A 19,445-nucleotide genomic window follows, 5' to 3' on the forward strand; every position below is an offset into this window, starting at 1 on the left:
TGGGCTGGCATTGATCGCCGGCATCGTCTGGTGGTTCTGGCTATCGCCACGTTGAGATCATTGCCGTGTGATGGCTATGCTGGGAGGCATCGCGTCGCGGTAAACGAGGAGTGATATGCCACGCATCCAAGGCGTTCTCGAAACCGCCCTCTACGTCACCGACATGGCCCGCGCCCGGGCCTTCTTCGAGAACGTGATGACGCTGTCGGCCTTCACCGCCGATCATCGTTTCACCGCGTACGAGGCCGGGCCGGGCAGCGTGTTGCTGCTGTTTCAGCAAGGCAGCACCGAGGAAACCGTAAACCTGCCGCACGGCATGGGCACCATACCGCCCCACGATGGCACCGGGCGCGTGCATCTGGCACTGGCCATCGCCCGCGACGCATTGCATGACTGGGAAGCCCAGCTCGCCGTGCACGAAATTCCCATCGAAGGCCGCACCCACTGGCCGAAAGGCGGTGAAAGCCTCTACTTCCGCGACCCGGACGGTCACCTACTGGAGCTGGCCACACCCGGCGTCTGGCCGAACTACTGAGAGAAAAAAGTCAGTACGACGCTACGCGTCTTGAAGAAAGAAGAGCGCCGCTACGCGGCTGGAAGAAACCTCAGGGAAACAGAATCGCTTCCGCCTCTTCCCTCTTCCCTCTTCCCTCTTCCCTCTTCCCTCTTAAACAGGTTCTGCGTGCTCGACCATCAGCTGCAATGATTCACGACCCCGCCAGCGATTGCGCGATAACTTGTAGGCACAGCGCAGACGATCTCCGAGCCCGAACGGCGGCAGTTCGCCGGGTGTCAGGGCGCGAAACCAGATCGCCTTGAGGCTCACCGCGCCGCACGAGAGCTCGAGCATCAGATGGTTACCCTCGGCCCCCACCGGGCGTAGCTGCTCGATGCGAAACTCGCCGTCGAAAAGCGGGGCGTCGAACTCGCGACCGTAAGGCGCCAAGCGCGCCAGTTCATCCACCGCCGCCAGCGACAGTTGCTCGGGCGTCAAGGCACCGTCGGTCAGTACATACGGAAAAAGTTCGCGGTCACCGAGTCGTTCCTCGACCGCCGTGAGGAAGGCGTCACGAAATTCCGCCAGACGCTCGCGGGGTACGCCGATGCCCGCCGCGCCACTATGCCCACCGAAACGCGGCAACGCCTCGGGGGCCAGTTCATGCACACGCTGCAATGCATCGCGCAGGTGCAGCCCTTCTATGGAACGTCCCGAGCCAGTCAGCATGCCTGGCGCGGCGGCCGGTGTGAGCACCAGCGTAGGGCGCCCGAAGGACTGCACCAGACGCGAAGCGACGATACCCTGTACGCCGGCATGCCCATCCTCGAGGAAGACCACGATAGCCGATGCACCTTCGGCCAGCGCGTCGAGCGCCAATGTTCGGGCGCTCTCGACCATGTCCGCCTCGATCGCCTTGCGCGACTGATTGTCGGTATCCAGCACCTCGAGATGACGCCGTGCCGAGGCATCGTCGGCGGCAAGCATGAAATGCAGCGCCGCATAAGGGTCGTCGAGGCGCGAGCGTGCGTTGATGCGCGGCCCCATCTGAAAGGCCAGGGTCTCGGCATCGAAGGGCATGCTGTCGTCCCCAAGACGCTCGGCCATGACCCGCCAGCAGGCAGCCCCCATGCGGTTGATCAGCGTCAGTCCATGGCTGACCACGGCGCGGTTGGCGGGGCTCGCCCCCATCGAGACGCAATCCGCCACGGTGCCCAAGGCGACGTAGGACAGCCACGGCGATAATTTCGGGGTCGAGGGCGAGGCCACACCCTGCTCGATGAGCACCGAGCGCGTCAGTGACATGGTCAGCCACGCCACCATGCAACCGGCGATGGTGGGATCCGGGTAATCGCAATCGCTGCGCGTGGGATTGACGGTGGCATACGCCGACGCCGGTGGCCCCGCCGTCGGCAAGGCATGATGGTCGGTGACCACGACATCGAGCCCCGCCTCACGCAGGCGCGCGATACGCGGCTCATCGGAGCTACCGCAGTCGGCGGTGATCACCAGACCGGGTCGTGGCGACAATGCCAGGGTGCGCTCCACCAGCGGCAAACTGATGCCGTAGCCATCGAAGATACGGTGGCCGATCAAGCTGTGCAGCTTGTGCATCGGTACACCGAATAGCTCGTTCAGAGTCCGCAGGATGACGACGTGCGAGGTAATGCCGTCGACATCGTAGTCGGTCAAGATGCCGATATGCTCGCCCTCGGCCACCGCCAGGGCGATCCGCTCGGCGGCACGGCGCGCGTCCTGCAGACGCTCGGGATGCGCCAGATAGCGCAGGCTGGGGTCGATCAGCGATGCGATATCATCCGTGTAGTCATGCAGACGCCCGGCCAGTATCCGCGCCTGCAGTTCGCTGAGCCCGGCCGACTGCGCGCGGCGGTAGACACCCTCATCACGCGGACGCGACAAGATACGACGGTTCAGTAGGTGTTGCGGATCATGCTCAGCTACTGACACGAATGACTCCTCGGGAGACGGCGGTATGGCAAACCGGGACGTCGCGGATCACCACGACGCCATGGAACGTCAGCGGCGCTGTTCGGCGACGAAGGCTTGCACGGCCTCGAGCTCGGCCGGCAGCACCGTGTAGTGCTCTTCACGCTCGAGCAAGCCGGCCATGTGTACGGGCAGCGGCACGCCCTCGAAACCCGCCTGGAGCACCGCATCGGCGAACTTGGCCGGATGCGCGGTCGCCAGGGTGATCATCGGCGTCGCGGCATCCGCGCGAACACGCTCGGCAGCGCGATAGCCCGTCGCGGTATGCGGGTCGAGTAGTTCCTTGGTACGCCCATGCGCCTCGCGGATCACCTCGAGAATGGTGTCGTCATCCACGCTGTGGCTGGCGAACTTCTCGCGCAGCTTGGCGAGCGGTGCCTCGGCGAGTACCGCCGGCTCGTGCTGGAAGCGCGCGAGCAGATCGCGCACGGCGTCGCCATCGCGATCGTAAGCCTCGAACAGCAAGCGTTCGAAGTTCGACGACACCACGATATCCATCGACGGTGCCAGAGTTTCCTTGAGCGCCTGCTTGGAGAAGTCGTTGTCGGCCAGAGTGCGATGCAGGATGTCGTTGGCATTGGTCGCGACGACGAACTGCTTGACCGGCAATCCCATGCGATAGGCCACGTAGCCGGCGAAGACATTGCCGAAGTTGGCCGAGGGCACGCAGAAGCTCACCTCGCGATGCGGCGCGCCCAACGCCACCGCAGAGGCCACGTAATAGACCACCTGCGCCATGATGCGCGCCCAATTGATGGAATTGACCGCCACCAGACGCGTGCCGTTCAGAAACGCTTGATCGGCGAAGCTTGCCTTGACCATCGCCTGGGCATCGTCGAAGTCGCCCTCGATGGCGATGTTGAAGACGTTGTCAGCCAGCACCGAGGTCATCTGTCGACGCTGCACCTCGGATACACGATTATGCGGATGCAGGATGAAGATATCGAGGTTGTCGCAATGCCGACAGCCTTCGATCGCCGCCGATCCGGTATCCCCGGACGTCGCGCCCATGATTACCGCCCGCTCGCCACGCTTGGCCAGGAAGTGATCGAGGATGCGCCCCAGCAGTTGCAGAGCGACATCCTTGAACGCCAGCGTCGGACCGTGGAAAAGCTCGAGCAGGAAATGGTTGCTGGCGAGCTGGTTGAGCGGCACCACCGCCTCGTGGCTAAAGGCGGCATAGGCATCGGTGACGAGGCCTCGGAAGGTCTCGTCGTCGATCTCGCCACCGACGAAGGGCTTCATCACGCGAAACGCGATCTCGGCATAGGAAAGCCCCGCCATTGCCTCGAGATCCTCCGTCGAGAGTGCAGGAATCGTCTCCGGCACGTAGAGACCGCCATCGCTAGCCATCCCGGTCAGCACCACTTCTTCGAAACTCAGCGCCGGCGCCTGGCCGCGCGTACTGATATAACGCATCATTCCACTCCGTGGGTCTCGAGCCACGAGCTACGAGCCACGAACTCTTGATTGCTCGCCGCTCGCAGCCCGAAGCTCGCGGCCGATGTTATTCCTGCTCGTCGAGGGCTTCGACACGAATCCGGGTCACCGGACCGGCAATATCGGCCAGCGATTCGAGCTGACGGATCGCCTCGTTCATGTGCTGCTCGCGGGTGCGATGCGTCATCAGGATGATGGGCACCAGCTCACCTTCGGTGGCTTCCTTCTGGATGATCGCCTCGATGGAAATGCCCTGCTCGGAGAGGATCGTCGCCACTCGCGCCAGTACGCCCGGACGGTCCACCGCCAGCAGACGCAGGTAATAAGCGGTGACAATGTCCTCCATGGGCAGGATCGGCAACGAGCCGTCGGCCTCGTCAATACCGCTGAAGGCGAGATACGGCACACGGTAATGGTGCTCGGTGGTGATGTCGCGAGCCACATCCAGCAGGTCGGCGACCACCGCCGAGGCCGTGGGTTCAGCCCCCGCGCCGGCGCCATAGTAAAGCGTCGGCCCAACGGCATCGCCCATCACCGCGATGGCATTCTTCACGCCATGCACGCTGGCCAGCAAGCGCTCCTTGGGAATCAAGGTCGGGTGCACGCGAAGCTCGAGGCCCTTCTCGGTGCGCTTGGAAAGCCCCAGGTGCTTGATGATGTAGCCCAACTGGTCGGCCTGCTCGACATCCTCGGCGGTGACCCGCGAAATACCTTCCGTGTAGGCCTTGTCGAACTGAAGCGGTACGCCAAAGGCAATCGAAGCCAAGATGGTCAGCTTGTGGGCGGCGTCGATACCCTCGACATCGAAGGTCGGATCGGCTTCGGCATAACCCAGTGCCTGCGCTTCGGCGAGCACGTCATCGAAGGCGCGGCCTTCATCACGCATGTGGGTCAGAATGTAGTTGCCGGTGCCGTTGATGATACCGGCGAGCCATTGAATGCGGTTGGCACCCAGGCCTTCACGCAGCGACTTGATCACCGGGATGCCGCCGGCCACGGCTGCCTCGAAGGCCACGATCACGCCCTTCTCGTGCGCGGCCTGGAAGATTTCGTTGCCGTGCACGGCGATCAGCGCCTTGTTGGCGGTGACCACATGTTTGCCGTTCTCGATGGCAGTCATCACCAGCTCACGGGCCACATCGTAGCCGCCGATCAACTCGACCAGCACATCGACATCGGGGTTGCGTGCCACCTCGAAGACATCGCGGGTGACCTTGACCCCGGCGGTTTCGCATTGCGGGTTATCGCGACGCGTACCGACCTGCTCGACGATAATCGGCCGACTGGCGCGACGGGCGATATCGTCCGCATTGCGCGTCAACACATTGAAGGTACCGCCACCCACGGTCCCTAACCCACAGATACCCACTCTCACCGGTTTCAACGTCACGCTCCCCTTGCTCAGTGTATGTGTCCAGCGTACCTCCTGCGCCTAGCGTCGGAGGTCATCATATTTATCGTCGCTCGGTCATTCCTTGATGCCGAGCATCGACGCCAGCCGCTCGGCCGGCACGTACCCCGGCACCATGCGGCCATTCGGCAACACGATGGCAGGCGTTCCTTGAATTCCCAGTTCACGCCCCAGTGCATACTGCTCGGCCACCGGCGCCTCGCACTGCGCCGTAGCCTCCGGAGTTCCTCCGCGCATCGCGGCGGTGAGCGCTTCGGTGGCATTGTCGGCGCACCAGGCCTGGCTCAGCACGCGTGCCGCCTCGGCGTCGACACCGGCACGCGGAAAGGCCAGATAGTCTACCTCGATTCCCATCTGATTGAGACGGGGGACTTCCTTATGCAACTTTTGGCAATAAGGACACGAGGTATCAGTAAAGACGGTAATGCGCGCCTTGACCTCGCCGGCAGGCTTGTAGATGACGCGCTCATCCTCGGGGACGTTATCGAGACGCGACTGGCGGCGTTCGTTGGCGGCACGCTCGGTCAAGTTGACCATCTGCCCGTCACGGTTTCGATACAGGTCACCGACCACCATGTATTCCCCATCGGCGTCTGTATACAGGGTCTCGCCGCTCTCGAGGCGCACCTCATAGAGCCCCGATAACGGCGACTCCTCGATCGATGCCACTGGCATCGGCTGCCCGTTGTGGGTCAGCTTGGCGGCCAGCCCCTCGGGGGGCGCAGCAAGGCTTAGCGGCGCGGCCATAAGGGCCAAGGCGCCCCCCATGACGGACAATACGGCTCTAGACATAATCAACCTCTAGGATGATGTTGGGCGTGCAGCGCTTCCAGACGCGCTTGAGCCACCTGGGTATAGATTTGCGTGGTCGACAGGTCACTATGACCCAGCAACATCTGTACGACACGCAGATTGGCCCCATGATTCAACAAGTGCGTCGCGAATGCATGGCGCAGCGTGTGCGGCGAGAGAGGCTTGTCGATACCGGCCACCACAGCATGTCTCTTAATACGATGCCAGAACGTCTGGCGGGTCATGAACCCATCATGGCGCCCGGGAAACAAGGGCGGTCGGGTCGGATCGTTCATCAAGTCCCCACGCCCTTGACGCAGGTAGCGTTCGAGCCACGCGGCCGCCTCCTCGCCCAACGGGACCAGGCGCTCCTTATCGCCCTTGCCGAGCACGCGCAACACACCTTGACGCAAGTTGACCGCATCCACCGTCAAACCGATCAGTTCAGAGATACGCAGGCCGCAGCCATATAACACTTCGAGCATGGTGCGATCGCGCAGTCCTAGTGGCGTATCCGAGTCAGGCGCCTCAAGCAGACGCTCGACCTCAGCTTCATCCAGAGTGTTGGGCAATTTGGCGACGGCTTTGGGAGCACGCGCTTCGGCCAGGGGGGCATGGGCGATATGCCCTTCGGCCAGCGCCCAACGGTAAAAGCGCCGCAGACAAGATAACAGACGCGCTACCGAGCGGGGATGGTAGTGATCGCGACGCGCCGTCAGAAATGTCTCCAAGGCGTCTTCCCCGGGAGCCAGTAGACGCTCGCTGCGCGACGCGAGGTGCGCCAGCCAGGCGTCCAGATCGCGACGATAGGCATCCAGCGTATGCCGACTCAGCCCGCGCTCCAGCCAGAGCCCATCGAGAAAAGCATCACGCCACTTGAAATCATCCACTGATTCTGCCCTCCCCGCGTCGTCTGTGCCCGCCCCATATGCAAAAACCCCGCAAGCCAAGGGCCCGCGGGGTTCTCGTCGAGCGCACTCCAAAGAGAGCGCTCATGACGTCTCGACGACGCCGCAAGCCGCTTAACGAGTCAGCTTTTCCTTGATGCGAGCGGACTTGCCGCTACGCTCACGGAGGTAGTACAGCTTGGCCTGACGCACGTCACCGCGACGCTTGACCGCAATGGAATCGACCAAAGGGCTATATGTCTGGAAGGTACGCTCGACGCCAACACCATGGGAAACCTTGCGCACAGTGAAGGCGGAGTTGAGCCCACGATTGCGCTTGCCGATCACAACGCCTTCGAAGGCCTGCAGACGCTCGCGGTTACCTTCCACGACCTTGACCTGAACGGTCACGGTATCGCCCGGCGAGAATTCCGGAACGTTCTTGCTCATCTGCTCGGTTTCGAGCGCCTGGATCACTTTGTTCTTGCTGCTCATGACTAAACTCCTTGATATTTGGATGATCGACTCTTCCTGTGTCGAGAGCCGATCGTGATCCCGGCGTCGCGAAACGCAGGAATCGACGTTGTGGGTGACGCGCGGCGCTCATTCATCGAGCAACCATCGCTCCTCCGTCCTACCGACGTGCTGACTCGTGGCATGTTCCGCGATGAACTCGTCAAGCAATTGTTGCTGCTCGCGATCCAGAGCGCGACCTTCAAGAAGGTCCGGTCGCCTGAGCCAGGTGCGTCCAAGGGACTGCTTCAGCCGCCAGCGGCGAATCGCCGCGTGGTTGCCGCTAAGCAGGATGTCCGGCACGCCACGCCCATCGATCGTCTCGGGGCGCGTGTAGTGCGGGCAATCCAGAAGCCCCTCGCTAAAGGAATCCTCGAGTGCCGAATCACCATGGCCAAGCACGCCCGGCACCAGCCGGGAGACGGCATCGACCATCACCATGGCCGGCAATTCACCACCGCTGAGCACATAATCGCCGATCGACCATTCTTCGTCGATATCGGCATCGACCACTCGCTCGTCGATGCCTTCGTAACGACCAGCGATGACGATCAGCGCCTCCAGGTCGGCCAGCTCCCGCACACCACGTTGATCGAGCCGCCGCCCCTGGGGCGACAGATAAACCACGCGTGTACACTCTGGCGCACAACCACGGCGCTCGGCGTCGCGGCGTGCCTCGGCGATAGCGGGTCGCAACGTGTCGACCTTCATCAGCATGCCGGGGCCACCGCCATAGGGCCGATCATCCACCGTGCGGTGCTTATCCATGGCGTAATCCCGGGGATTCCAGAAATCCACCACTAGCAATCCCTGGTCGACGGCACGCCCCGTTACGCCGTAACGAGTGATCGCCTCAAACATATCTGGGAACAGGGAGACAACACCAATCCACACGGCTTCATCACTCGGCCAGTGACACCCAAGATACGGCGTCAGAATTCAGAATCCCAATCCACTGTCATACGCCCGGCACCGAGATCCACCTCGCGGATCACGCCATCGGGCAGAAACGGTATCAACCGCTCTCGGTCATCGAGACTCGCCTCACTAGGCTGGATCACCAACACGTCGTTGGCACCCGTCTCGAAGAGATAATCTACTTGCCCCAGACACTCACCAGATAGCGTCTCGACCCGCAGGCCTTCGAGCTGATACCAGTAATAATCGCCCGGCGCGAGCGCCGGCAATGCCTGCGTGGGCAGGAGAATATCCGCGCCGGCCCAACGTTCGGCCAGTTCACGGCTCGAGATGCCTTCCAGGCTGGCGACCAGCCCTTTGCCATGGGGACGCCCTTGGCTCAACTTGCACTCGAAGTGCTCGCCGCGCAGTGACAACACCCATTCGGCATGCTCGAAGATGCCCTCGATGGGGCTGGTGTACGAATACACCCTCAACCACCCTTTCACGCCGTAGGGACTGGTCAGGCGACCAAGCACCACGTGCTCGTCGTCTTGCGCCGCATCGGCGCGACCGGTCTCGTGCGACATAGCGGGTAGTGCACTCACGCTTGCTGCTTGCGTGCTTCTTTCAGCAACTCGGCGACGCGGTCGGAGAGCTGGGCACCCAGACCCTGCCAATGCTCGGCACGCTCGAGATCGACGCGTAGGCGCTCTTCCTGACCACGGGCTACCGGGTTGAAGAAGCCGATACGCTCGATGAAACGGCCGTCGCGAGACTTACGCGAATCGCTGACGGCGAGGTGATAAAAGGGACGCTTCTTGGCGCCACCACGGGCCAAACGGATGGTAACCATGCGCTATAATCCTACGGTTGAAGTTTTACGTTACGCCACGGACTGTCGCGGCGGGCACGACCCACCTGCGAAGATGCAGCATTCTACGGAAAAAGGCTCGTATTGGAAACCTTTTCCTTGACAACGGAAGACGTTATCAACGGCGCGGCAAGCCGCCGCCAGGGCCACCCATACCGCCTGGGCCGCCCATACCACCTGGGCCACCTGGGCCACCTGGGCCGCCGCCCATGTCTCGCATCATTTTCTGCATACCACCTTTCTTGCCAGCCTTTTTCATCATCTTCTGCATCTGCTTGTGCTGCTTGAGCAAACGGTTGAGGTCAGGTACCTGCAAGCCGGCGCCCGCCGCGATGCGGCGCTTACGCGAGCCACTGATGATTTCCGGCTTGCGGCGCTCTTTCGGGGTCATCGAGTTGATCAACGACTCGAGCTTGCCGAATTCCTTCTCGGCACCTGGCCCCTGCGCTGCCTCGGCCATCTGCCCCATACCGGGCAGCTTACCCATCAAACCACTCATCCCACCCATCTTCTTGAGCTGCTGGAGCTGTTCGCGGAAGTCCTCGAGATCGAAGCTGTTGCCTTTCTTGACCTTCTTGGCCAGTTTCTCCGCCTTGCCTTGGTCAACATTGCGCTCGGCTTCCTCGATGAGCGACAGCATGTCACCCATGCCTAGAATCCGCGACGCGACGCGATCCGGGTGAAACGGCTCGAGGGCATCGACTTTCTCGCCCATGCCCATGAACTTGATCGGCTTGCCGGTGACGTGTCGCACCGAGAGCGCCGCGCCGCCCCGAGCGTCACCATCGGCCTTGGTGAGAATCACTCCGGTCAACGGCAACGCTTCATGGAAAACCTGTGCGGTATTGGCGGCATCCTGACCGGTCATGGCATCGACCACGAAAAGCGTCTCGTCCGGCGATACCGCCCCATGCAAGGCCTGAATTTCTTCCATCATCGCCTGATCGACGGATAGTCGACCGGCGGTATCCACGATCACCACGTCATGAAACTGGATCTTGGCATGCTTGATCGCTGCCTGGGCGATGTCCACCGGCTGTTGGGCGCTGGCCGAAGGAAAGAAGTCGACCTCTACCTCTTTGGCCAGCGTCTCGAGCTGGTCAATGGCGGCCGGACGATAGACGTCGGCGGAAACCACCAGCACTTTTTTCTTTTCCCGCTCGCGCAGGAAGCTCGCCAACTTGGCGACCGAGGTCGTTTTACCCGCACCCTGCAGACCGGCCATCAAGACCACCGAGGGCGCGCTCTTGAGCGACAGCGCCTCGTTGGCCTCGCCCATGATGGCTTCCAGCTCCTGCTGGACGATCTTGACGAATTGCTGGCCCGGGGACAGGCTGCGCGAGACCTCTTGGCCCACGGCGCGCTCGCGCACCCGCTCGACGAACGCCTTGACCACCGGCAGAGCCACGTCGGCCTCCAGCAGCGCACGACGCACCTCGCGCAGCGTGTCCTTGATGTTGTCCTCGGTCAGCTTGGCCTGACCGGTGATCGACTTCAGCGTGCCCGACAGGCGATCGGTCAAACTTTCAAACATGGCGCTCTCCGGCAGGAATTGCCTAGGCATGAAAAAACGATTATACGCGTTCGCGACGACTCTCTCCATGCACCCGTTGCGATACGTAAGCGGCGGGGGGATTCGCTACCGCGCGGGGATTCGCTATAGTAACGTTCCCGAGTCCGCGTGACATGCTCACGTGATATTGATGCTTCATTTTCTTCGACGCCGACCGGCGCAGGGACTGGCCACCGATGCAGGCGCTGCCTTTTGCGATTCTCGCCATTATCTGTTACCTAGCTGCGGGCGCCTGGCAGGCGCTCGCGCTTGCCAGGCGTGTGTCCCCCAGGACGATCCTGGTACGCTCGCTGGGCTTACTCGCGGTCAGTGCCCACACCGTGGTCGTGGCACACAGTGTGTTTCTCGGGCACGGCCTGCATCTGGGGCTTTTCGAAAGCGCCTCACTCTTTAGCTGGTTGATCGCCGCCCTGTTGATCGCAGTCAGCCTGGTCAAGCCATTGTTGAATGCCGGTGTCGGCCTCTTCCCACTGGCCGCGCTGACGCTGGTTGCACTAATGCTTTATCCCAGCCACATGGTCGAAGCCAACGTCTCGCCCGGTATCGTCTTTCATATCGTGACCTCCAGCGTAGCCTCGGCATTGCTCAGCATCGCAGCGGTACAAGCCGTATTGGTGGCTTTTCAGCACCACGCGTTAAAACGCCGTCATACACGCGGGATCATCCAGGTATTGCCCGCACTGACGAGCATGGAGCGCTTGCTGTTCGAACTCATCGGCGCCGGCTTGCTGTTACTGACGGCGGCCATCGTCAGCGGCTTCATCTTCATCGACAATCTTTTCGCCCAGCACCTCGTCCACAAGACGGTCTTCTCTCTCGCCGCCTGGCTGGTTTTCACGGGGCTGCTCATCGGCCGACACTGGCTGGGCTGGCGCGGCACGCGTGCAATGCGCTGGACCCTGGGCGGCTGCCTGCTACTGGTGCTCGGCTACTTTGGCACCAAGGTTGCGCTACAATTGATCTTTCACGATATCTAGGCGAAAACGCAGCAACTTGACACTTTCAAGGGGAAACCCTACAAACGATGTTGGCTTTTCAGCGAGGACCTCTCCACCTTGAGCGATGACATACCCTTAGGGCTGCTGTTAACGCTGCTGCTCGTGCTCATCTGCCTATCCGCCTTCTTCTCCAGCTCGGAAACCGGGATGATGTCGATCAACCGCTATCGCCTGTCGCACCAGGCCAATAGCGGGGAGCGCACCGCCAAGCGGGTCTTGCGGTTATTGGGCCGTCCCGATCGGCTGATCGGCGTCATCCTCATCGGCAACAACTTCGTCAACAACCTCGCTGCCTCTATCGCCACGATCATCGCCATCCATTTCTTCGGCGATGTCTCCGGACCGGCCATCTCGACCGCTGTGCTGACCATCGTGATTCTGATCTTCGCCGAGGTCACGCCCAAGACGTTCGCCGCAGTCAAGCCCGAGCGCATCGCTTACCCCGCGTCTTTGGCACTAGAACCGCTACTCAAGCTCTTCTATCCGCTGGTGTGGCTCGTCAATGCGATTTCCAATGGCCTGCTACGGCTCTTGGGCGTCAAGGATATCGACGGCAGTGCCGACAACCTGACGCGTGATGAGTTGCGCACGGTCGTTCACGAGGCCGGCACCATGATTCCCCGGCGTCACCAGTCCATGCTGCTATCGATCCTCGATCTGGAAAACGTGACCGTCAACGACATCATGGTGCCACGTCAGGAAATCGCCGGCATCGATCTCGACGACGACCTCGAGCCCATTCTCGCCCAGATCCGCTCCAGTCAGCACACGCGAGTGCCGGTCTACAAGGGTGACATCAACAACATTATCGGCATCCTGCACCTGCGAAACGCTGCACGCTTCCTCTCGAAGCCCGAGGTGACCAAGGCCGCCATCGTCCAGGAGGCCCGCGAACCCTACTTCATTCCCGAGTCGACGCCGCTTCACACCCAGTTGCTCAATTTCCAGCAACAAAAGCGCCGTATCGGCATCGTGGTCGACGAATATGGCGACGTGGAGGGGTTGGCAACACTGGAAGACATTCTCGAGGAGATCGTCGGCGAATTCACCACCGACGAAGCGGCCACGCACCGCGAGATTCATCCCCAGGAAGACGGCAGCTACATCATCGAAGGCACTACCAACATCCGCGACATCAACAAAGTGCTCGCCTGGCAGCTGCCTACCGACGGCCCCAAGACGCTCAACGGCTTGATTCTCGAGCACCTGGAAGCCTTCCCCGACGCACCCGCCTGCCTACAGTTGGGGGCGATCCGCATGGAAATCCTGCAGATCAAGGACAACCTGATCACCTCGGCACGCTGCTGGCAATCAGCACGCCGTGCCCGGGTGCTGGGTTAATCCGGCGAAACGCCGATCTCGGCTTCAGCCTTGCGCTTGAGTTCGCTCACCTGCCGCTCCATGTCGGCGCGCCTGGCCTCGCCCACCGCAATAGGGTCCCCGAAATGGAGCGCCACCCGCGCCCGGAAACGCCGTGGCCACTTGGTCAACGCCTTGCCACCGCAATTTGATGTCCAGGATCCCCAAAGTCCGGCCAATCCGGCAGGTACCACCGGCACGGGATCCCGCGCCAGAATGATGTCCACGCCACGCCGAAAACGCTGCATTTCGCCGTCGCACGTCAAGCGCCCCTCGGGGAACAACATCACCACCTCGCCCTGACGCAGGGCGTGACTCACTTCGTCCAGGGCTCGTCGTACACCGCCAGGGTCGCAACGCTCGGAATCCACCGGGATCGCGCCAGCAATGCGAAAGAACCAGTTGAGCCATCGAGATTCGTAGATAGGGCGGTCCATCAAGAAACGCAGCGGACGTGGGCATCCGCCGCCCAGGATCAAGGCGTCCATGAAGCTGACGTGATTGCACACTACCAATGCCGCGCCGCGTGCGGGTACGGATTGGCGGCCGCGAAAACGCAGCCGATAGAGCACGCGAATCAGCACGAAAATCGACAGACGCAGTGCCGGGCGCGGCACCATGCACAGGATGACCACCGCCAGCGTCAGGGATACCGCCGACAAGGCCAGCATGAAGGTATTGAGCGAGGCATCGATCACACTCAGCACGACCACACCGAAGCCCGCCGCCAGCACCATGAACAGTGCATTGAGAATATTGTTGGCGGCGATCATCCGGGCACGATAGTCATCGTCGCTTTCGAGCTGAATCAGCGTGTACAACGGCACGATATACAAGCCGCCGCCCAGACCGATCACCGCGAAATCGAGGATCTGACGCCAGAAGCCCGGTGACAGGCTCAATGCTGCCAACCCGGTATCGCTGCCTGCCAGCGGCTGACTCAGCCCCAGATCGAGACCGGCCAAGCCGAAGAGCATGGCGCCGGCCGGTATCAAACCGACCTCCAGGCGCCCCGCCGACAACCGAGCACACAGCAGCGCGCCCGTGCCAACGCCCAGCGCGAACGCAGCCAACAAGGCACTGACCACGGCTTCGTCGCCATGCACAACATCGCGAGTCCAGGCAGGCAACTGAGTCAGGTAGCAGGCACCTAGAAACCAGAACAGGCTGATGCCCGACAAGGCACGGAATATCCGTGGTTGACGCCAGGCGTCGCGCATCACTTCACGTCCGCCATGCCAAGGCCGCCACTGTGTTGTGCCCCCCTGACTGGGCGGTGCGCTAGGCACCCAGAGACTAGCGACGAGCCCCAAGAGCGCCAGCGCCACCAAGGTGGCGGCGATACTCCCCCGCGCCCAGTCACCGTCGAGCGATGCCAGCACTCCTGCCAGCAGCGTCCCCAGCAGAATCGACAAGAAAGTGCCCAGGCTGATCCAGGCGTTGCCCTTGACGAGTTCGGTCGGCGACAGGTGTTGCGGCAAAATGGCGTACTTCACCGGCCCAAACAGCGCCGACTGGGTTCCCATCATGAACAACAAGGTCAGCAGTACGGCATAGGCCTCATACCAGACGGCGGCGGCCGCCATGCTCATGGTCAAGAGTTCCAGCCCCTTGAGGCGTCTGACCAGGCGCCGCTTGTCGAGACGGTCGGCCAGCAAGCCGCCCCATGCCGAAAACAACAGGAAAGGCAGAATGAAAAGCCCCGCCGCAAGATTGTTGAGCAATCCCGTGTCCCAGCCATAGCGGGGAACGGCGACGAAGGTCAGTAATAACAACAGGACATTCTTGAACACGTTGTCGTTGAACGCGCCCAAGGCTTGTGTCCAGAAGAAGGGAGCGAATCGACGCTGGGTAAGCAATCGGGGAATCACGGCTCTCTCGGGCCGTACTTGAGCCCCATCAGCGTGGTCGTCAGCAATTGATCGAGCAGCTCGGTGACTTCCAGCGATTGACCCTGCCAGACGCCCAAGCGTTCGTTGAGCCCCAACTGGACCAGACCATGCACGCTACCCCACAAGGTGCGGGCCATACGCCGTGCCTCGAGCTCCCCCATCAGCGGCTGGTACTCGGCAAGCGCCGCCTCGACGCGCACGAACAGGCCCTCGATCATATCGTTCTGACGTTGGTCCAGCTCGCCCTCTTGGGCCAGCGGATATTCGAACAGCATCTGCCAGCGATAGGGCTCGTGCTGCGCAAACATCCAATAAGCTGTCGCTAATGCTTTGAGACGCGGCTCGGGATCGGCACCCTCGAGCCCCTCCACGGCCACCCGCAGGCGACCCAGTGTCTCGACGTTGACGTATTGCAGCAGATTACCAAAGCTACCATAGAGTTTGAGCAACGTGCTGGGCGCGCATCCCACGTCTCGCGCCAGGGAGCGCAACGACAGCGTATGCACGGGATTATCGCGTAGCCAGGCGTCACATGCCGCCATGACCTGGCCATGCAGCACCTCGGGTGCATGCTGTCTGGGACGAGCCATCGGTTTCCTCGTGATGAGCAGGCGCGGCGTCTTCTTACTGAACCGCGCGTGGTCGAACAGCGTTTCCCCCAGCATATCGGGAACGCACGCAAACGCAAGTGGCAAGCCGTGCGATAAATCAAAAGCAGCGCTGGTCAGCGCCCGCCAGCGTAGCTTACCCTGTCGCGTCGAACCGCGAGGAGAGAGCATGGCCGGCCGTCTTTACATCAAGCCCTGGACAACGCCGCCGCTCGACGCGCTTCGCCAGGACAGTCAGCCGATCGTCGGCCCCAATCTGGCACCGCGTCGCCCTATTTCGATCATTCGTCAGGATGCGGGCGAAGCGCATTGGACGACGGCATTCTGGGGGTTGACCCCGCCCTGGCTCAAGGTGCTGGACCATGCCCCGCACTGCGCCCGTGCCGAATCACTCGAGCAGCGCCCGATGTTTCGCGAGGCCTTCCACGCGCGGCGCTGCCTGATCCCGGTCGCCGGTGTCTATGTCTGGAAGCCGCAACCACGCATGAAGCAGCCGTTTCTGGTCACGCGCGTCGACCGGGCGCCACTGCTGCTGGCCGGGGTCTGGTGCCGCTATCACACCACGCTGACGGAGTTCAACGACTCCACGGCCTTGATCACGGTGCCCAGCAATGCGCTGCTGACACCGCTCAGCGATCGCTTCCCGGCCGTCATCGAGGCGGGCGATGCCCACGAGTGGCTGACGCCAACCACCTCGGACGAGCGTGCTCATGAGATGTTGACCCCTGCCTCCTTGGAACTGTTGGGCGCTTTTCCTGTATCAAGACGTGTCAACGATCCAAAGCATCAAGACTGGGCCTGCGGACATCCCACCGGCCCGATGACCTACTGGCATCACTGAACAAGGAGTCTTCACCGTGTTTTCGTCCTCTCCCCTTGCATGCCGCTGGCTGCTCGGCGCGCTCATCGTTCTCGTCGCCGGTTACCAGACGGCGCGCGCCAGCGATCCGGTGGCCGAGGTCGTCGAGCCAACCGTCAGCCCCAACGACACCCGCGACTACCGTGCCCTGACGCTCGACAATGGCCTCGAGATCCTGTTGGTCAGCGATCCGCAGGCCGACAAGGCTGCCGCCGCCATGAACGTGGACGTTGGTAGCGCCGACGACCCCGACGCTACCCCCGGCTTGGCGCATTTCCTCGAACACATGCTGTTCCTGGGTACCGACCGTTACCCGGAAGCCGACGCCTACCAGAACTTCATTTCCGCCCACGGCGGCGATCACAACGCTTTCACCGCCTTGCGCGATACCAACTACTTCTTCGACATCGAGCCGCAAGCGCTACCCGAGGCTCTGGATCGCTTCAGCCGCTTCTTCATTGCACCGCGATTCAATGCCGAGTACGTCGACCGCGAGCGCAACGCCGTCAACTCGGAGTATCAAGCGCGCCTGCGCGACGATAGCCGGCGCCTCCAGGAGGCCACCAATCAGGCACTCAATCCCGAACACCCCATGACCCGTTTCTCGGTCGGTAGCCTGGAGACACTCAAGAACAACGATACGTCCTCGCTTCGCGAACGTCTGGTCGATTTCTACAAGGCGCACTACGGCGCCAACGTCATGCACCTGACGGTCATCGGTCCCCAGTCGCTCGACGAGCTGGAGGCCATGTTGCGCGATCGCTTCGCCGAGGTGCCCGATCGTCATTTAACGCGTAGCGAGATCGACACACCCCTGGTCACCGACGACGAGCTGCCCGCGCGCCTGGCGGTCAAGAGCCTGTCGCAGGACAAGCAGGTGCGCTTCCTGTTTCCGATTCCCGATCCGCAAGGCGACTACCAGACCAAGCCGGCCGACTACCTCGCCAACCTGTTGGGCCATGAAGGCGAAGGAAGCCTGTTGGCGGCATTGCGCCACAAGGGATGGGCCGATGGCCTCTCGGCGGGCACCATGAACGGCGATGGCCAGCACGCGTTCTTCACCGTCTCGGTCAGCCTCACGCCGGAAGGCGCACAGCATATCGATCGCATCCAGGCCAGCCTGTTCGATCAGATAACGCGGATTCGCGAGGACGGGCTGCAAACGTGGCGCTACGCTGAGCAAGCCCGCCTCAACGAACAAGCGTTTCGCTTTCAGCAACCGGGCGAGCCCATCGATCAGGTCAGCCAATTGGCCATGAATCTAGCCGATTATCCGCTCGAGGATGTGCAATACGCGCCGTACCGCATGGACGGTTTCGATGCCGCCCGTATTCGGGATTATCTCGCCGACATGACGCCGTCGCACCTGCTGCGCGTCTACAGCGGCCCGGACGTCGACGGCGACGATACCTCGCCCTACTTCGACGCACCCTATACGCTGACGCGCCTCTCGAACTGGCCGGAGGCCGCGCCACTCGATGATCTCGGCCTGCCGCCGCATAACCCCTTCATCGCCCGCGATCTGGAAGTTCACGAGGCCAGTGGCGATGAACCGCAGGCCATCGTCGAGGCGCCCAGCGTCGAGCTCTGGCACCTCGCCAACGATCGCTTCGGTACACCGCGTGTGGAGTGGCGCTTTAGCCTGCAGAATCCCGACGCTTCCGACAGCGCCAGCGATGCTACCTTGACACGCTTGCTCGCCGGCTGGGTCACCGACAGCCTCAACGAACGCTTCTATCCAGCCCGGCTGGCCGGACAATCCTTCAACGCCTATGCACACGCACGCGGCATCACGCTTACCTTCTCGGGTTGGCGCGATCGTCAGGCACGGCTGATGGAAGACGTCGTCGAACGCCTCAAGGAAGGTGATATCAGCAAAAAAAGCTTCTCGCGCGTCAAGTATCGGCTTTCGCAGCAATGGCAAAACGCGCCCCAAGCGCCGCTGCATCAGCAGATGTATCGCACGCTCAGTGAGTCGCTGTTGCGCCCTCAGTGGACGACGTCCTCGATGCTCGAGGCGCTGGATACGCTGAGCGTCGACGACCTGCGCGATTATCGCGACGCATTCCTCGGGGATCTTTATCTGCAAGCCATGGCGGTAGGCAACCTAGATGCCGACCTGGCACGCCGTGAGGGCTTGCAAGTAGCCAATGCACTGACACCCCGGCTCGAAGCCTCGGATATCCCCGCCTTGTCACCGCTAGCGATTCCCGAGACGCCGCCGACCCTGCATCCGCGCAGCACCCGCAACGACGCCGCCGTATTGCGCTATCTGCAAGGCCCGGACCGCGGACTCGACAGCCAAGCCCGTCTGGCGGTACTCGGCAAAATGCTCGAATCGCCGTTCTACAACCAGTTGCGCACCGAAGAGCAACTCGGCTATATCGTCACGGCCGGCTATTCACCCGTGCTCGATGCGCCGGGCCTGGCGATGCTGGTGCAATCCCCGGACACTCCCAGCAAGCGCATCGCCGCACGCATGGATGCCTTCCTGAATGACTTCGACGCACGCCTTCAAGCACTCGACGATGACGAGCTGGCGCCTTATCGCGACGCGGTCAGCAGTCGTCTGAGGGAGCGCGACAACAGCCTGGGCGAGCTGACCAACCGCCTCTGGCAGACACTCGCCTACGCCGAACCAGACTTCTCGCGACGCGAGAAACTGGCGGATCGCGTCGAGGCCATGGATGCCTCGGCAATTCGGCAGGCGTGGCGCGCGCTACGGCACACACAGCCGCTCACGGTGAGCTACGACGCAGATACCCAGCCCAGCGATGTCATGGGGCTGACGCGTAACTTCCGCTCCCTCCCCGACAGCGACTGAACACGATCACCAGCG

17 protein-coding genes are annotated in these 19,445 nt (G+C 62.1%); 5 read left to right on the top strand and 12 right to left on the bottom strand.

The window, feature by feature from the left end; translation table 11 throughout:
* Positions 1-115: 115 nt before the first annotated feature.
* Positions 116-535 carry a VOC family protein gene (locus tag OP495_RS05770; protein ID WP_280563630.1) on the top strand — a complete coding sequence of 140 codons (420 nt, stop codon included), beginning with the start codon at positions 116-118 and terminating at the stop codon, positions 533-535.
* Between the two features lie 132 nt (positions 536-667).
* On the opposite strand, the gene OP495_RS05775 is transcribed toward OP495_RS05770, so the two are convergent.
* From OP495_RS05775 to ffh, 10 genes are all read right to left on the bottom strand, one after another.
* Positions 668-2,464: a DHHA1 domain-containing protein gene (locus OP495_RS05775; RefSeq protein WP_280567786.1), complete on the bottom strand. Its 1,797-nt coding sequence runs from the start codon at positions 2,462-2,464 to the stop codon at positions 668-670.
* Between the two features lie 69 nt (positions 2,465-2,533).
* Entirely contained in the window at positions 2,534-3,922 is a 1,389-nt protein-coding gene (gene thrC / locus OP495_RS05780) for a threonine synthase (protein WP_280563632.1), read from the bottom strand.
* 88 nt (positions 3,923-4,010) lie between these two features.
* A complete protein-coding gene (locus OP495_RS05785) occupies positions 4,011-5,327 on the bottom strand; it encodes a homoserine dehydrogenase (protein WP_280567789.1) in 1,317 nt (438 codons plus the stop codon).
* Between the two features lie 84 nt (positions 5,328-5,411).
* The gene (locus OP495_RS05790) at positions 5,412-6,146 is read right to left on the bottom strand and encodes a DsbC family protein (protein WP_280563634.1); all 735 of its coding nucleotides are present in this window, start codon (positions 6,144-6,146) and stop codon (positions 5,412-5,414) included.
* 2 nt (positions 6,147-6,148) lie between these two features.
* Positions 6,149-7,036, bottom strand: coding sequence for a site-specific tyrosine recombinase XerD (gene xerD, locus OP495_RS05795; RefSeq protein ID WP_280567792.1), 888 nt, complete (start codon positions 7,034-7,036; stop codon positions 6,149-6,151).
* 132 nt (positions 7,037-7,168) lie between these two features.
* Positions 7,169-7,528, bottom strand: a complete 360-nt coding sequence (rplS, locus tag OP495_RS05800; protein ID WP_280563636.1) for a 50S ribosomal protein L19 — start codon at positions 7,526-7,528, stop codon at positions 7,169-7,171.
* A gap of 108 nt (positions 7,529-7,636) precedes the next feature.
* Positions 7,637-8,440, bottom strand: a complete 804-nt coding sequence (gene trmD / locus OP495_RS05805; RefSeq protein WP_280563637.1) for a tRNA (guanosine(37)-N1)-methyltransferase TrmD — start codon at positions 8,438-8,440, stop codon at positions 7,637-7,639.
* A gap of 38 nt (positions 8,441-8,478) precedes the next feature.
* Complete coding sequence (gene rimM, locus OP495_RS05810; RefSeq protein WP_280563666.1) at positions 8,479-9,033, bottom strand: ribosome maturation factor RimM; 555 nt, start codon at positions 9,031-9,033, stop codon at positions 8,479-8,481.
* A gap of 14 nt (positions 9,034-9,047) precedes the next feature.
* Positions 9,048-9,299: a 30S ribosomal protein S16 gene (rpsP, locus tag OP495_RS05815; protein WP_280563638.1), complete on the bottom strand. Its 252-nt coding sequence runs from the start codon at positions 9,297-9,299 to the stop codon at positions 9,048-9,050.
* Between the two features lie 136 nt (positions 9,300-9,435).
* On the bottom strand, positions 9,436-10,851 hold the full coding sequence (gene ffh, locus OP495_RS05820) for a signal recognition particle protein (protein WP_280567794.1): 1,416 nt from the start codon (positions 10,849-10,851) through the stop codon (positions 9,436-9,438).
* A 215-nt stretch (positions 10,852-11,066) separates the two neighbouring features.
* On the opposite strand from ffh, the gene ccsA reads away from it, so the two are divergent.
* Together ccsA and OP495_RS05830 are read left to right on the top strand one after the other, a co-directional pair.
* Positions 11,067-11,867, top strand: a complete 801-nt coding sequence (gene ccsA, locus OP495_RS05825) for a cytochrome c biogenesis protein CcsA (RefSeq protein ID WP_280567795.1) — start codon at positions 11,067-11,069, stop codon at positions 11,865-11,867.
* A gap of 78 nt (positions 11,868-11,945) precedes the next feature.
* On the top strand, positions 11,946-13,229 hold the full coding sequence (locus OP495_RS05830) for an HlyC/CorC family transporter (RefSeq protein ID WP_280563641.1): 1,284 nt from the start codon (positions 11,946-11,948) through the stop codon (positions 13,227-13,229).
* On the opposite strand, the gene OP495_RS05835 is transcribed toward OP495_RS05830, so the two are convergent.
* Positions 13,226-15,118, bottom strand: a complete 1,893-nt coding sequence (locus tag OP495_RS05835) for an MFS transporter (protein ID WP_280567798.1) — start codon at positions 15,116-15,118, stop codon at positions 13,226-13,228. The genes OP495_RS05830 and OP495_RS05835 overlap by 4 nt on opposite strands.
* Positions 15,115-15,729 carry a TetR-like C-terminal domain-containing protein gene (locus OP495_RS05840; protein ID WP_280563643.1) on the bottom strand — a complete coding sequence of 205 codons (615 nt, stop codon included), beginning with the start codon at positions 15,727-15,729 and terminating at the stop codon, positions 15,115-15,117. The genes OP495_RS05835 and OP495_RS05840 overlap by 4 nt, the downstream gene beginning before the upstream one ends.
* 187 nt (positions 15,730-15,916) lie before the next feature.
* Here OP495_RS05840 and OP495_RS05845 point away from each other — a divergent pair, with 187 nt between their 5' ends.
* Both OP495_RS05845 and OP495_RS05850 read left to right on the top strand, forming a co-directional pair.
* A complete protein-coding gene (locus tag OP495_RS05845) occupies positions 15,917-16,588 on the top strand; it encodes an SOS response-associated peptidase (RefSeq protein WP_280563644.1) in 672 nt (223 codons plus the stop codon).
* Positions 16,589-16,604: 16 nt separating this feature from the next.
* Complete coding sequence (locus OP495_RS05850) at positions 16,605-19,430, top strand: insulinase family protein (RefSeq protein WP_280567800.1); 2,826 nt, start codon at positions 16,605-16,607, stop codon at positions 19,428-19,430.
* Positions 19,431-19,445 lie beyond the last annotated feature (15 nt).

Origin of the sequence: Chromohalobacter sp. 296-RDG (assembly GCF_029889885.1) — a bacterium.
GTDB lineage: Bacteria > Pseudomonadota > Gammaproteobacteria > Pseudomonadales > Halomonadaceae > Chromohalobacter.

Bases quoted from the DNA above. Each gene is read 5' to 3' on its own strand.
- OP495_RS05790 (WP_280563634.1), bottom strand. From the start codon at position 6,146: ATGTCTAGAGCCGTATTGTCCGTCATGGGGGGCGCCTTGGCCCTTATG.
- rimM (WP_280563666.1), bottom strand. From the start codon at position 9,033: ATGTCGCACGAGACCGGTCGCGCCGATGCGGCGCAAGACGACGAGCAC.
- rpsP (WP_280563638.1), bottom strand. From the start codon at position 9,299: ATGGTTACCATCCGTTTGGCCCGTGGTGGCGCCAAGAAGCGTCCCTTT.
- rplS (WP_280563636.1), bottom strand. From the start codon at position 7,528: ATGAGCAGCAAGAACAAAGTGATCCAGGCGCTCGAAACCGAGCAGATG.
- OP495_RS05840 (WP_280563643.1), bottom strand. From the start codon at position 15,729: ATGGCTCGTCCCAGACAGCATGCACCCGAGGTGCTGCATGGCCAGGTC.
- OP495_RS05770 (WP_280563630.1), top strand. From the start codon at position 116: ATGCCACGCATCCAAGGCGTTCTCGAAACCGCCCTCTACGTCACCGAC.
- ccsA (WP_280567795.1), top strand. From the start codon at position 11,067: ATGCAGGCGCTGCCTTTTGCGATTCTCGCCATTATCTGTTACCTAGCT.
- ffh (WP_280567794.1), bottom strand. From the start codon at position 10,851: ATGTTTGAAAGTTTGACCGATCGCCTGTCGGGCACGCTGAAGTCGATC.
- OP495_RS05845 (WP_280563644.1), top strand. From the start codon at position 15,917: ATGGCCGGCCGTCTTTACATCAAGCCCTGGACAACGCCGCCGCTCGAC.
- thrC (WP_280563632.1), bottom strand. From the start codon at position 3,922: ATGCGTTATATCAGTACGCGCGGCCAGGCGCCGGCGCTGAGTTTCGAA.